Raw genomic sequence first — 13641 nt, 5'->3', positions numbered from 1 at the left:
CGGGGCGCTTCCTTCATGACGACGACGGATCCGTCCGACTACGAGCTGCGGCGGCTGGCGGCGCTCGACCGCTACGGCATCATGGACACCCCGCCCGAGGAGGCCTTCGACGACGTCTGCAAGCTGGCGGCGGCGATCTGCGAGGCGCCCATCGCGGTCATCAACCTGGTCCACAAGGACCGCCAGTTCTTCAAGGCCGAGGTGGGCCTGGGCGTCCGCGAGACGCCGCTGGAGACCAGCTTCTGCGCCCACGCCATCCTGCAGGACGACTTCCTGCAGGTGCCCGACGCGACCCGGGACCCGCGCTTCGACTGCAACCCCCTGGTCACCGCCGAGGACGGCTTGCGCTTCTATGCCGGCGCCCTGCTCAAGACCGACGAGGGCCTGCCGATCGGCACCCTCTGCGTGCTCGACACCACAGCGCGCCAACTCAGCCCCCTGCAGGAGCAGACCCTGAAAGTGCTGGCCGGTCAGGTGATGAACCAGCTGAACCTGCGGCTGGCCCTGACCCGGCTGGGCCAGGACGAGGAACGCTACCGCACCCTGTTCGACAGCATGGACGAGGGCTTCTGCGTCATCGAGTTCTTCGACGGGCCGCACGGACCCGACAGCGACTATATCCACATCGAGGCCAACGCCGCCTACGAGCGCCACGCCGGCATCCCCAACGTCGTCGGCCAGAAGCTGCGCGAGATGGTCGGCGAGGAGGCCGACGCCTGGGCCGCGCGCTACGGCGCCGTGCTGCGCACGGGCGAGCCGATCCGTTTCGAACAGCGGCTGGAGGCGACCGACCGCTATCTGTCCCTGTCCGCCTTCCGGCTGGAACCGCCGGACCGCCGTCAGGTGGCGGTGCTGTTCCAGGACATCACCGAGCGGCGCCGCGCCGAGGAGGCGCTGCAGGAGCTGAACCGCACCCTCGAGGCCCGGGTCGCCGAGGCCCTGGCCGAGCAGCGGGTGCTGGCCGAGATCGTCGAGGGGGCCAGCGCCCTGGTCGTGGTCGCCGACCGCGACTACCGCTGGATCGCCCTCAACGGCGCCGCCCAGGACACCCTGGAGGAGCTGGTCGGTCATCGGCCCAAGGTCGGCGAAAGCATCTTCGACCTGATCCCCGACAACCCCGAGGCCCGCGAGGCGACCAAGGCCCTGTGGGACCGGGCCCTGGGCGGCGAGGACTTCGTCCAGACCGGGCCGCACGGCGATCCCGAGCAGGACCCCCGCTACTTCGAGATCCGCTCCAGCCCCCTGCGCGCCGCGGACGGCGAGATCATCGGCGCCTTCCAGTTCATCTATGACGTCACCGAGCGCCTGAGCGAACAGAAGCGCCTGGCCGACGCCGAGGAAAGCCTGCGCCAGAGCCAGAAGATGGAGGCGGTCGGCCAGCTGACCGGCGGCCTGGCCCACGACTTCAACAACCTGCTGGCCGGCATCACCGGCGCCTTCGAGATGATCGGTACGAGGCTGAGCCAGGGGCGGACCAGCGACGTCGAACGCTACCTGGCCGCCGGCCAGGGCGCCGCCCGCCGCGCCGCCGCCCTGACCCACCGCCTGCTGGCCTTCTCGCGGCGCCAGACGCTGACGCCCCGGCCGCTGGTCATCAACCGGCTGCTGGCCGACCTCAGCGAACTGATCCGGCGCACCGTCGGCCCGGCAGTGCAGCTGGAGGCCATCGCCGCCGGCGGGCTGTGGCCGACCCTGGTCGACGACAACCAGCTCGAGAACGCCATCCTCAACCTCTGCATCAACGCCCGCGACGCCATGCCGGACGGCGGCCGCATCACCATCGAAACCGGCAACAAGTGGCTCGACAAGCGCGCCGCCAAGGACCTGGGGCTGGAGCCCGGCCAGTACGTCACCGTCTGCGTCAGCGACACCGGGACCGGCATCGACAAGGCCATCCTCGACCGCGTCTTCGACCCCTTCTTCACCACCAAGCCGATCGGCCAGGGCACGGGGCTCGGCCTCTCCATGGTCTACGGCTTCGCGCGCCAGAGCCACGGCCATGTGCGCATCTATTCCGAGGTCGGCCAGGGGACCATGGTCTGCCTCTACCTGCCGCGCCATTTCGGCGAGGCCGACGCCGGCCCGCCCGAAACGGTCGTCCACACACATTCGGCGGCCGGGGCCGGCGAGACGGTGCTGGTCGTCGACGACGAGCCGACCGTGCGGATGCTCATCGTCGACGCCCTCAGCGAGCTCGGCTACGCCTGCGCCGAGGCGGTGGACGGGCCGGCGGCGCTGGCCATCCTGCAGGGCGGCTCGCGCATCGACCTGTTGATCACCGACGTCGGCCTGCCCGGTGGCCTGAACGGCCGCCAGGTCGCCGACGCCGCCCGCGCCCTGCGCCCGGACCTCAAGGCGCTGTTCATCACGGGCTACGCCGAGAACGCGGTGCTCAACCACGGCCACATCGAGCGCGGCATGGAGGTGCTGACCAAACCCTTCGCGATCAGCGACCTGACGGCGCGGGTCGAGCGGCTGCTGCGCTAGTCAGCTCAGGGCTGAGGGGGGGTGTCCAAGGGTCGGCCATCTGGCGCCGTCGGCACCGCCGTCGCCGGGCTGTCCACCTTCTGCGTGGCGGTTCTTGTGGCGTCCATGGCCACGGACACCTTCTTTTCGGCCGTGACCTTGTTCGACTCCAGCCGTGTGATGGCGTCCCTGGCCTCCGTGACGAGTCCGCTCGCTGTCGTCGCGACCTGTCGTGCGGCTTTGGTCTGCTGCAGCCGGCGATCTTCCGCCGCGGTCAGAACATTGGCGGGATCCTGGCCCTTGTCGATCAGGTCCTTTTCCTTCGCCAACAGATCCTTCTCCTTGGCCTCCAGGGCCAACGCGATTGCGTTCTTGTCGGCGAAGGTCTCTTCAGCGCGGCGAAGATTGACCTTCGCCTCCGCCAACTGACGATCAAGATCCTCGTCCTTGCGCCTGGCTTCATCCAGCTGGCTCTTCTCCGCCGCGACGGCGGCAGTCAGGATCGATCGAATTTCCTTCGTGCGGGTCCCGGACCGCTCGGCCAGGGCGGAGTCGATATTGGCGGCAATGATGCCATTCCGCAGGTCGCCCAGGTCCTTGCCATCCTTGAACTTGATCCCTTTGTCGTCGGCAAGCTCGGCCGCCACCAGCTGCTTCATGAGCTCGGCGCGAACGGCGTCGGGGGTATTCGGGTCGAGGCCCACGGCGTAGATCGTGATCAGTTGGCTGACCGAGACGACCTTCGGGAAGTAGGTTGCGGACTGGCCGGCGAAGCGGCTGACCGCCGCGTCGAACAGCTTTGCGACGCCGTCCGCTTTCCCGTCATCAACCACCCTGGCGTTGACAAAGCGCTTCACGAAAAGCGCCGAGCATGTGTTGTCGTAGGCCATGATGACCCGACGCGCTGAATAGTAATTCCAGGCTGCGGTCGATGAATCGATCTCGGCGGCGTAGTGGGCGCGAAATTCGGTGACGGCGGCGGCGACGGCCGGAAGGTCGGCGGCGACAATGTAGTTCGCGGCGACATTGTCCAGGGCCTCTTTTCCGGACCCGAAGAACGATGCCACCAGACCGATATCTTCGGCCGATGCATCCGCGTAGCCGAGAATTGCGGAACTGAGGGACCCAAGGTTGCTGACGGCGTCCGCTGTCTGTTTCAGCGTAACCTGGGTGACTTGCAGCCGCGTAAACCAGGCGTCGCAAAGTTCATTGGACAGCGTCAGACCGGCCAGGACGTATCGCTTGGCCTCGGTTGGCTGCATGGGGTCCGATTCCGAGGCGCGCTGCGCGCAATAGAACTTGTAGGCGTCGGCAGGCAGCTTGCAGCCATCGGGATCGTCTCCCCGCAGGCGGTCGGCCGGCGTTGTTGGCGGCGGGGGCTTGCCCCAACCGGGGCGCTTGGCCTGCACGCTGTCAGGGTTGAGCATGCCGCTGTCCTGGGTGCCCGCGACCATCTCAAGTGTTTTGGCACAGCCGCCGGCCAGCAAACTGGTCGTCAGGACCGAGCCAACCACGGCGCGCGCCAACGGTGAACGGTTCATCAGGAGCCCCCCAGCCTTCAGATATCGGCGTTCATCATGAGTTGCGTTTACTAATTGTCAACCTGCGAGGGAATGTCAGCCTCGGCGTCTCCGATTGTCCGGCGGAACAGCCCGGCCCGGAACGCGGCGGCGGTCTGTTGCGACGTCGAGCGCGGCATGGCGGTGCGGACCAGGCCCTCCGCGAACCGCGGCCTGACGGCGCGGGCGGAGCGATTGCCCCGCCGGGGCGGGCGTTTGGCGGCGCGCCGCCCTATCGAAGCGGGACCATTATACCACTTGCACAGAAAGGCGGCGCCGGCCGATTTCGACCCCGGATCGGCGCAAACCCTTGCGGGCGTTGGCCTGGCGGTTGGCGGGGCGGCGGGGAATGTAGGCCCGGGCGTTGGCGCCGCGTAGGCGCCGGCGCGGGGAATGTAGGCCGGTTGTGAGCCGGCGGTGCCTACGCCGGCGGCGGGCGAGGCGGAGCAGGGGCCGGCGCGCCGTGAATATGTCTAGACATATTCGAAAAGCTTAAAGGTTACAGAGGGTTGCGAGGGTGTCCTTCGGCCGGCCTGGCCCGCCGTCCACAGGAACGGTCTGCGGGCCCCTTGACTCGGAACAGAACAAAGACGGAACATCCGGCCAAGGAGTTCCGCCATGCCCAACCTCGCCGACCTAGACCCCGAAACCCGCGCCCAGGTCCGCCGCGCCGCCGTCGCCGAGATAGACCTCTTCCAGGCGGCCGACGACCCCCGCCTCATCGAGCGCCTGGCCGAGGCCGGCCGGGAGGGCTGCGGCGAGGGCGACGTCGGCGCCTGGGTCTCGGAGGCCCAGGAACAGATGGCGGAAGACCTGCGCCGGCGTCAGCAGGAGCTGGCGGCGGCGTGTGGAGCGTTGGGGAGTGTGGTGCGGATGATGGTGAGGGGTTGACTGTCTCGACCCTTGCGCGCACCGCGGAGTGTAGACTTGGCGAGCTCGTGGTATAATGCCGCTTCGATATCGGCCCGCTGCATCACATGGTTGACGCGCTTGTAAAAAACACGCAGCAGGTGCTTCGAGTTCGGAGCCACCAAGCTGAAGCGGTACCCAAAGTTCGTTCGCCGAGAGGGCAATCCCAACGCCCGGCGGCGAAGAACAACCTTTGTGCGCTCGGGCAGGACTGAGAGGCAAACTTCTGGCTCAACTGAGCCGATTGAGGAGACTTTCGCGCGATCCGAGCGTCGAGAAAGGCTCGAGAAAACGTTGGTGACGCTGCCTCGACCAAAGGTCGAATTGGGCAGCTTTGGTTACGCTGCCTTGCGGCGACCCGCCTCCATAATGCTGGCACCGACCGCGCTGTCGTTGAGCCATAGTCGCGAAGAATTCCTGGGCTTAATCTACAGCTTCCAGTGGCACATGTTCGCCACAACGCGTCAGGAACGCGCAAATTCGCCACGCACCCTGTTGGTGGATTTGAGGGACGTCACTTCCATATCACTTGATGCCGCTTTGGTGCTGACTGCGGAATATCACCGCCGACTCTTGTTATCGCCAAAGTTCTATAAGCCACTCATCGACGACCGAGGATGGCGACCCGAAATTAGGTCTCTGCTCTCAGATCTAGGCTTCTACGAACTCGTAGAAGCTGTTGGGCGGACTTCCGATGAGGTTGAATGGGAGAAAGTACAGTCCGACCTCAAATTTGTGACCTTCTCTAGTGGGAAGAAGGTGGACCGAGCAGCGGCACGGAAATTGATTGACGCCCTGGGCGCTGCCGCCGGCCAGCAGCCGGCCCGCGCTTACATCTACAATGCCTTAGTTGAGGCAATAATTAACGTCAAACATCACGCCTACCTCGGCGACCATGACCCTTCAGAAATCCCCTCGGTCTCTCGCTGGTGGGCGGCAGGCGCTTACGACCCGGTGAACAACATGCTTCAATTTGCGGTCTACGACCAAGGAGTTGGCATCCCGGCCACTCTTCCCAAGCGGAAATTCTGGACTTCCATCCAACGTCTCCTACCGTTGGAGTTCAACGACGCAGACCTCATCGCGGGTGGCATCCGATACAGCAGAAGCCGATTCCTAACTGATAATCGACGAGGCACTGGAGACGATGATGGTCGGGGAAACGGCCTGTGGTCGATCTGCAATTTTCTGTCGGAACTTGAAGGTTCTTCGGTACGTATTGTAAGCGGCCGTGGCGAGGTTACATATGCAGGCGGTCGCCGCACGACCAAAAAACATCACGCTAACCCTTTCTGTGGCACTTTGATCCAATGGAACCTCAAGCTTCCGGAAGAACCGAACAGCGAAGGGCGGGGCGAATGACTACCTACATGTTTGCCGCCCGCTTCACGCCGGACCCTGGGGGGCGCTTCTACACGGATGGAGATTTTAGCGGAGAGGAGTTCCGTCAAGAGGTCCTTCTTGACCTTTTTGATGATGCAGTTGCTGCAAATGAAAGGTTAACTATAAATTTCGATGGCTGCACGGGCCTCCCAACCTCATTCTCTGAAGAGGCCTTCGGGGGATTGGTAAGGAAGCGGCCTAGTGTCCAAGCGGATGTCTTTGCATCGCTGCTGGAAATTGTTGCGCCAGCCTCGCCGGGCCTCTGGCCCTTTGTAGATTTTGCGCGCCAATGCGTCACGCGCGCCTTGGCTAATCGCAAGTAATTCGTCATGTCGACCGCTGGTGATATTGCGCCCCAATGCGCAAATATTGTGCCAAGCCATGACTATGACGTTCTATTTTGGTTCGGGGACAAAGTAGCCGGACCACTTCTTGCCGGCTTGTTGTTGGCAGTGGTTGGTAGTTGGATTCTGGCTCGGAAGAACGAGCGATATCGAGGCCGCCGTGACCACATCACCAAATCCGTCGACGCATTGCGGAGCCAGATCGAAGAACTAATTGACGTCTCTTGTGGCTACTGGTCCCGAAAGGCCGGGAGCGGAGATTGCGCAGTCGAGGCCGAAATCGAATACAGACTCTCCGACATCAGCACTCTTACCCGGATATGCGCTGCGGAACTTTGGTCAAAGCAAGAGGCGAAAGGTCCGCTTTTGGTGACCAAACTTCTCCTTGCAGTCGTGAGCCAAGACTTCGGCGTTAAGGGTAGAAAACCCGATCCAGCGAGAATTCGACTTATATTGAAAGCGACGCAGGAGTTGTCAGAAGCGGTTGCTACGTCCCGTCAACGCTATTTTTCGGACAGGGATAATCTTTTCAACAAGATTTTTGGCTGAGTGAACCGTACCTGTAACAGGGTTTACCGACGCCTTCTTGAGCGTCAGGCGACTGAGTGCTTCGCGGATTGCCCTGGGAACAGAAGGTGGCGTCAAATCCGCTTCACCCCGCGTCATCCCTCGGCTAACACTGCTCCCCAATCCGCGACTCCCGTCTTGCGCCATTCCGGGAGCCGCATTCGCAGTATCTCCGCGTTGACGCCCTCCACAGGGATTGGGTCCGCGGGCAATGGCGTGACGGTCAGTCCACGAGGGGCCACCTATGCTGGTTTCGCCGCAGGAGCGGTCGGTTCTGGAGTCCATCGCCGAGCAGGGCGAAGACATCGTCGCGCGGGCTGTTGGGTGGTGCGCCGGCAATAGCGGCAGTCGCAATCTGGAGGGCTTGCGGGCCACGCTGGATCTGCTGACGGCGGCCTGGGGGGAGGCTCTGCCCGGGGCGGAGGTCAGCCATGAGGCGCTGGAGCCCACCGTCGAGATCGCCGCCGACGGGCGCGAGACGCTGCATCAGCCGCCGCCGTCGCTGCTGCTGACCATGCGGCCGGCGGCGCCGGTGCAGGTGGTGATGACCGGGCACTACGACACGGTGTTTCCGGCCTTCAGCCCGTTCCAGACGGTCGGGCGGCGCGAGGACGGGGCGCTGAACGGACCCGGCATCGCCGACATGAAGGGCGGCATCTCGGTGATGATGGCGGCGCTGGAGGCGTTTGAACGGTTCGGCGGCTGCGAGGCGGTCGGCTGGCGGGTGCTGCTGAGCCCCGATGAGGAGATCGGCTCGCTGGGCAGCGGGGCGGTGCTGAGCCGCATCGGGCGGCTGGGGCATGTGGGGATGACCTATGAGCCGGCGCTGGCCGACGGGACCCTGGCCTCCGGGCGCAAGGGCAGCGGCAATTTCCATGTGAAGGTGACAGGCCGGTCGGCCCATGCCGGGCGGGCCTTCGACGAGGGGCGCAACGCGATCACGGCGGCGGCGCGGATCGCCGGGGCGCTGGACGGGCTGAACGGCGGGCGGGACGGGGTGACGGTCAATGTCGCCAGGATCGACGGCGGCTCGGCGCTGAACGTCGTGCCCGACGTGGCGGTGGTGCGGTTCAATGTGCGCTTCCCAGATGACGACAGCCGGCGCTGGCTGGAGGGCGGCATCGAGCGGGCCTGTTCGTGCGGGCGCGGCGACGGGCTGGGCGTGTCGGTGTTCGGCGGGGTGACACGCGGGGCCAAGCCGTTCAATGCCGCGCAACAGGCGCTGTTCGGGTCGGTGCGCGAGGTCGGAGCAGCGCTGGGCCAGGAGATCGCCTGGAAGCCGTCGGGCGGGGTGTGCGAGGGCAACAACCTGTTCGCCGTCGGGCTGCCCAATGTCGATACGCTGGGGGTGCGGGGCGGGGATATCCACAGCGAGCTGGAGTTCGCCTGGCCGGACAGCTTTGCCGAGCGGGCGCAGCTGTCGGCCCTGATGCTGATGAAGATGGCCTCGGGGGAGGTGGACGCCCGGGGGCTGCACGCGATGATGAAAGAGACCGCGTGAGGGGCGGTGGCGTTCTCAAGCTCTCCGCCCTTTGGGCGGAGGACCGCTTTCGAGCCGTCAAGCGAGAAAGCAGGAGGTGGGCCCCGCCGGCGGTGGGGAGGTTCCTCCTGACACAGGGGTTCCCCCCTCCTGTTTTGTCGCTCTCGCTCCAAAACGGTCCTCCCCCCGCTTCACGGGGGCAGAGCTTGGGACGGTGCGGCGCTGCTACGATGTTTGGAGAGTTTTGATGTTGGTGGTGCGGCCCGCGGGGCCTTCGGATTTCGATACGCTGATGGAGCTGGCCGTGCTGTCGGGGCGGGGGTTTACCAGCCTGCCCGAGGACGAGCCGACGTTGCGCGAGCGGCTGGACCTGTCGGCGGCGAGCTTTGACGGCGGGGTGGCGCCGCCGGAGGCCTGGTACACCCTGATGCTGGAGGATACCGCCGACGGGACCATCGCCGGGGTGGCGGGGGTGAAGGCCGGGGTGGGGCTGAAGCGGCCGCACTTCAGCCTGCGGGTCGTGACCCTGGCGCAGTCTTCGCCGACGCTGGAGCTGCGGTTCGATCACCAGGCGCTGGTGATGGTCAATGAATGCGCCGGCTGGTCGGAGGTCGGCTCGCTGTTCCTGCGGCCCGAGAAGCGCAAGGGCGGGGCCGGGCGGCTGCTGGCCCAGTCGCGCTACATGCTGATCGGCATCGAGCCGGCGCGGTTCGCCGAGATGGTGCTGGCCGAGCTGCGCGGGTGGTTCGACGAGGACGGGCATTGTCCGTTCTGGGAGCATGTGGCGGGGCGGTTCTTCCCCCTGCAGTTCGATGAGGCCGACCGGATGAGCGCCTCGACCAACGGGCAGTTCATCCTGGATCTGGCGCCCCGGCATCCGATCTATGTCGGGCTGTTGCCTCAGGAGGCGCGGGCGGTGATCGGCAAGTGCCACCGCGAGGGCGAGGCGGCGCGGGCCATGCTGGAGCGGGAAGGGTTCCGGTTCCACGGGCTGGTCGACCTGTTCGACGCGGGGCCGACGGTCAGCTGCCACCGGGACGACATCAAGACGGTCAAGGAGGCGCGGCGGCTGACCGTGGCCATCGGCACGGATGAAGAGGCCTACGGGGAAGAGGCGCTGGTCTCGACGACGTCCATCGGGGCGTTCCGGGCGGTGCGGACGCCGGTGCTGGTCGACGGGGTCAAGGCGATCATGAGCCGGGAGGCGGCGGACGCCTTGCAGCTGGGCGAGGGTGAAGCGGTGAGTGTGAAGTCGTGAGCAAGGGTCAGTATATCGGCGGCAAGTGGACCGCGGGCGAGGCGGCGGGCTTTTCGAGCATCGATCCGGCGACGGAGGCCGTGGTCTGGGAAGGCGCGGCGGCCAGCGGCGCCCAGGTTGCCGCGGCGGTGGCGGCGGCGCGGGCAGCCTTCCATCCCTGGGCCGACCTGCCCCGGGAAGAGCGGGTGGCGGCGATGCGGCGCTATCAGGCGGCGCTGAAGGCGGCTCAGCCGGCCTTCGCCGAGGCCATCGCGCGGGAGACGGGCAAGGCGCTGTGGGAAACCACGGCAGAGGTCGGCTCGATGATCGCCAAGGTCGATGCGTCGATCGCCGCCTATGACGAGCGGACCGGGGTGAAGGAGAGCGCCACAGGGTTTGGGCGGGCTGTGCTGCGTCACCGGGCCCATGGGGTGATGGCGGTGCTGGGGCCGTACAATTTCCCGGTCCATCTGCCCAACGGCCATGTCGTGCCGGCGCTGCTGGCCGGGGACACGGTGGTGTTCAAGCCCTCGGAAGAGACGCCGTGGTCGGGGGAGATCATGGCGTCGGTGCTGGAGAAGGCCGACTTGCCCGCAGGGGTGTTCAACCTGGTGCAGGGCGGGCGTGAGACGGGCGCGGCGCTGATCGACCAGGACATCGACGGGCTGCTGTTCACGGGGTCCGGGGCGGCGGGCGCGTATTTCCGGCGGCATTTCGCCGAGCGGCCGCATGTGATCCTGGCGCTGGAGCTGGGCGGGAACAATCCGCTGGTGGTGTGGGATGCGGTGGACGCGGAGGCGGCGGCGGCTCTGGTCGTGCAGTCGGCGTTCATCACCACGGGGCAGCGGTGTTCCTGCGCGCGGCGGCTGGTGTTGCCGGAGGGGCGTGAGGGGGATGGCGTGCTGGAGGCGCTGCTGGCGCTGACCGACCGGTTGCGGATCGGGCCGTGGAATGGCGAGGAGCCGTTCATGGGGCCGTTGATCCATGCGCGCGGGGCCAATGCGGCGCGCGAGGCGGCGGCGAAGCTGGGCGGCGTGGCGTTGCGCGTTCCGGGAAAGATCGCGGGGCTGAGCGACGCCTTCATCTCGCCGGGCATCTATGATGTCGGTCATCACGAGACGCCGGACGAGGAGATCTTCGCGCCGATCCTGCAGGTTCGGCGGGCGGCGACGTTCGACGGGGCGATGAGCCTGGCCAACCACACGCGCTATGGGCTGTCGGCGGGGCTGATCAGCGATGACGCCGGCTTGTGGACGCGGTTCCAGAACCGCATCCGGGCGGGGGTGGCCAACTGGAACCGGCCGACGACCGGGGCGGCGGGCACGGCGCCGTTCGGCGGGCTGGGCGACAGCGGCAACCATCGGCCGAGCGCCTATTACGCGGCCGACTACTGCGCCTATCCGGTGGCCAGTTTCGAGGCCGACCGGGTGGTTTCGACGCTGGGCGAGATCAAGGGGCTGAAATGACCGCCGCCGTCGAAGCCAACTGCGACGGGCTGGTCGGGCCGACGCACAGTTTCGCCGGGCTGGCGCCGGGCAACCTGGCCAGCGAGATCCACAAGGGAGAGGCCTCGAACCCGCGGGGGGCGGTGATCGAGGGGCTGTCGAAGATGCGGCTGCTGCACGACCTGGGCCTGCCCCAGTTCGTGCTGCCGCCGCATGAGCGGCCGGATGTTGGGTTCCTGCGGTCGTTGGGGTTTGGCGGGACCGATGCCGCGGTGATCGAGGCGGTGGGGCGCGAGGCGCCGGAGCTGCTCAACACCGCCTGCTCGGCAAGTCCGATGTGGGCGGCCAACGCAGCGACGGTGACGCCGAGCGCCGATGCGGCCGACGGGCGGGTTCATTTCACGCCGGCCAACCTGCTGACCAATCTGCACCGCAGCCTGGAGGGGGCGCAGACGGCGCGGGCCCTGCGGACGCTGTTTCCGGACGAGGCGCGGTTCGCGGTGCACGACCCGCTGCCGGCCCAGCCGCACTTTGCCGACGAGGGCGCGGCCAACCATGTGCGGCTCTGCGCCGAGCATGGCGAGCCGGGGGTCAATCTGTTCGTCTGGGGGCGGGACGCCTGGGAGAGCTGGTCGGGACGGTTCCCGGCGCGGCAGACGCGGCAGGCGTTCGAGGCGGTGCAACGGCGCCATGGCGCCGGCGGGGCTGTGTTCGCGCGGCAGGCGCGGCGGGCCATCGAGGCGGGGGTATTCCACAACGACGTCGTATGTGTCGGCGCGAAGGCGTGCCTGTTCTTCCATGAGGCGGCGTTCGAGGACCGCGCTGCGATGGAGGCCAACGTGCGGGCGGCGGCCGGCTTCGAGCCGGTGTTTGTCGAGGTGGCCGAGGCTGACCTGCCGCTGGGCGAGGCGGTGAAGAGCTATCTCTTCAACTCAATGCTGATCGGCTTGCCGGGCGAGGACCGCCTGACCCTGATCGCGCCGATGGAGGTGGCCGAGACGCCGCGCGCCCATGCGGTGGCGCAGGGGCTGGTCAGCGGCAACGGGCCGATCGGCCGGGTCGAGTACGTCGACGTCCGCCAGTCGATGCGCAACGGCGGCGGGCCGGCCTGCTTGCGGCTGCGGGTGGTGCTGACCGATGCGGAACTGGCGGCGACCAACGCCGGCCAGCGGTTTACGCCGGAGCTTCAGACGCGGCTCGAGGCCTGGGCCGGGTCGCGGTACCGCGACCGCCTGCTGCCCGCCGACCTGGCCGATCCGGCCATGCTGGTCGAGAGCCGGACGGCGCTGGACGAGCTGACGCAGATTCTGGGCCTGGGCTCGGGCTTCTACCCGTTTCAGCGCTAGCCGCCGCGCAGGCGGGCCAGGGCGTCGGGGAAACGTCGCGACAACGGCGCCACGACGCCGCCGAGGGTGACGGCGTAGTCGCCGCTGCCCTCGGGCTTGAGCTCGGTGACGCGGGCGGCGTTGACCAGCCAGGATCGGTGGGTGCGCACGAAACCCTGCTCCGCCAGTTTCGCCTCCAGGCTGGCCAGGGAGGCGCGCATCAGCGGCTTGCGGCCATCGGCCAGGTGAAACTCGGCGTAGTTGCCGGCTGAGGACACCGCAAGGATGTCGGCCAGGTTGGCGCGGACGAGCTTGGCGCCGTCGCGGATGTCGAAGGTGGCCGGTTCGCTGGTCGGCGCGGGCGCGGCGGCCCCGACGATGCGCTCACGGACCAGCCAGAAGGCCAGCATGATGATGCTGTAGGAGACGGCGTCCTTGCGCAGTTCGTAGGGGAAACGCTCGAGCCAGGCGCCGAAATCATAGTCCTCTCCGAGCGCGCGCCAGATCAGCAGGCGCAGCAGGACGAAGCCGGCGACGTGGGCCAGGGAGAAGAGGACCAGCACGGCGGCGTGGATGGCCAGGGTCCGCCACCAGGGCGGCGTATTGAGCGGCACATGGCGCACCGCCACCCACGGCAGCCAGATCATCGCCAGGCCTGAAATGGCGCTGGACGCCTCGCCGATGATCACGCCCCGGGCCGGCTCGCCGGGGTTGTCGGCCATGAAGGTCAGGACGTTGACGCTGTTCAGGGCGACCACGAACAGGGTCACGCCGACGAGGCACAGCCAGAAGGCGCGGCCATCCGCGACCTTGGCGGTGGTGTTCGTCCCGGATGGATCGCCGTTCGTCACAGGCGCCTCCCGCTGGTCACCGGCGCGGGGCCGGACAGCCCGGCGGCCTTGGCGACGGGGCGGGGGCCGCGCCAT

General features: G+C 67.1%; 11 protein-coding genes and 1 pseudogene. 10 read left to right on the top strand and 2 right to left on the bottom strand.

Annotation, left to right across the window (positions count from 1 at the left end; genetic code table 11):
• Positions 1–15 precede the first annotated feature (15 nt).
• Together AC2YG9_RS18760 and AC2YG9_RS18755 are read left to right on the top strand one after the other, a co-directional pair.
• Positions 16–870 (top strand): annotated as a pseudogene (locus AC2YG9_RS18760) (GAF domain-containing protein); the annotation flags it as partial.
• Positions 844–2487, top strand: coding sequence for an ATP-binding protein (locus tag AC2YG9_RS18755; protein WP_487299547.1), 1644 nt, complete (start codon positions 844–846; stop codon positions 2485–2487). The pseudogene AC2YG9_RS18760 and the gene AC2YG9_RS18755, both read left to right, overlap by 27 nt.
• 5 nt (positions 2488–2492) lie before the next feature.
• On the opposite strand, the gene AC2YG9_RS18750 is transcribed toward AC2YG9_RS18755, so the two are convergent.
• Positions 2493–4007, bottom strand: a complete 1515-nt coding sequence (locus tag AC2YG9_RS18750; protein ID WP_487299517.1) for a hypothetical protein — start codon at positions 4005–4007, stop codon at positions 2493–2495.
• A gap of 636 nt (positions 4008–4643) precedes the next feature.
• Between AC2YG9_RS18750 and AC2YG9_RS18745 the strand changes: the two genes are divergently transcribed.
• The 8 genes from AC2YG9_RS18745 to AC2YG9_RS18710 all read left to right on the top strand — a co-directional run bounded on the left by AC2YG9_RS18745 (position 4644) and on the right by AC2YG9_RS18710 (position 12736).
• Positions 4644–4916 (top strand): hypothetical protein, encoded by a 273-nt coding sequence (locus tag AC2YG9_RS18745; protein WP_487299516.1) that lies wholly within the window; start codon positions 4644–4646, stop codon positions 4914–4916.
• A 315-nt stretch (positions 4917–5231) separates the two neighbouring features.
• A complete protein-coding gene (locus AC2YG9_RS18740) occupies positions 5232–6296 on the top strand; it encodes a hypothetical protein (RefSeq protein ID WP_487299515.1) in 1065 nt (354 codons plus the stop codon).
• The gene (locus AC2YG9_RS18735; RefSeq protein WP_487299514.1) at positions 6293–6640 is read left to right on the top strand and encodes an STAS-like domain-containing protein; all 348 of its coding nucleotides are present in this window, start codon (positions 6293–6295) and stop codon (positions 6638–6640) included. Before AC2YG9_RS18740 ends, AC2YG9_RS18735 begins: the two co-directional genes overlap by 4 nt.
• 6 nt (positions 6641–6646) lie before the next feature.
• On the top strand, positions 6647–7210 hold the full coding sequence (locus tag AC2YG9_RS18730) for a hypothetical protein (RefSeq protein ID WP_487299513.1): 564 nt from the start codon (positions 6647–6649) through the stop codon (positions 7208–7210).
• Between the two features lie 262 nt (positions 7211–7472).
• The gene (locus AC2YG9_RS18725; protein ID WP_487299512.1) at positions 7473–8729 is read left to right on the top strand and encodes a hydrolase; all 1257 of its coding nucleotides are present in this window, start codon (positions 7473–7475) and stop codon (positions 8727–8729) included.
• Positions 8730–8955: 226 nt separating this feature from the next.
• On the top strand, positions 8956–9966 hold the full coding sequence (locus AC2YG9_RS18720) for an arginine N-succinyltransferase (RefSeq protein WP_487299511.1): 1011 nt from the start codon (positions 8956–8958) through the stop codon (positions 9964–9966).
• Complete coding sequence (gene astD / locus AC2YG9_RS18715; protein WP_487299510.1) at positions 9963–11411, top strand: succinylglutamate-semialdehyde dehydrogenase; 1449 nt, start codon at positions 9963–9965, stop codon at positions 11409–11411. Before AC2YG9_RS18720 ends, astD begins: the two co-directional genes overlap by 4 nt.
• On the top strand, positions 11408–12736 hold the full coding sequence (locus tag AC2YG9_RS18710) for an N-succinylarginine dihydrolase (protein WP_487299509.1): 1329 nt from the start codon (positions 11408–11410) through the stop codon (positions 12734–12736). The genes astD and AC2YG9_RS18710 overlap by 4 nt, the downstream gene beginning before the upstream one ends.
• Here the strand turns inward: AC2YG9_RS18710 and AC2YG9_RS18705 are convergent.
• A complete protein-coding gene (locus AC2YG9_RS18705; RefSeq protein WP_487299508.1) occupies positions 12733–13566 on the bottom strand; it encodes a LytTR family DNA-binding domain-containing protein in 834 nt (277 codons plus the stop codon). The two genes, AC2YG9_RS18710 and AC2YG9_RS18705, sit on opposite strands and share 4 nt — an antisense overlap.
• Positions 13567–13641: the final 75 nt, after the last annotated feature.

Source organism: Caulobacter sp. SRI_014 (assembly GCF_057586315.1).
The sequence above is the reverse complement of the archived record's forward strand: the minus strand, read 5'-3'. Positions and strand labels throughout refer to the sequence as shown.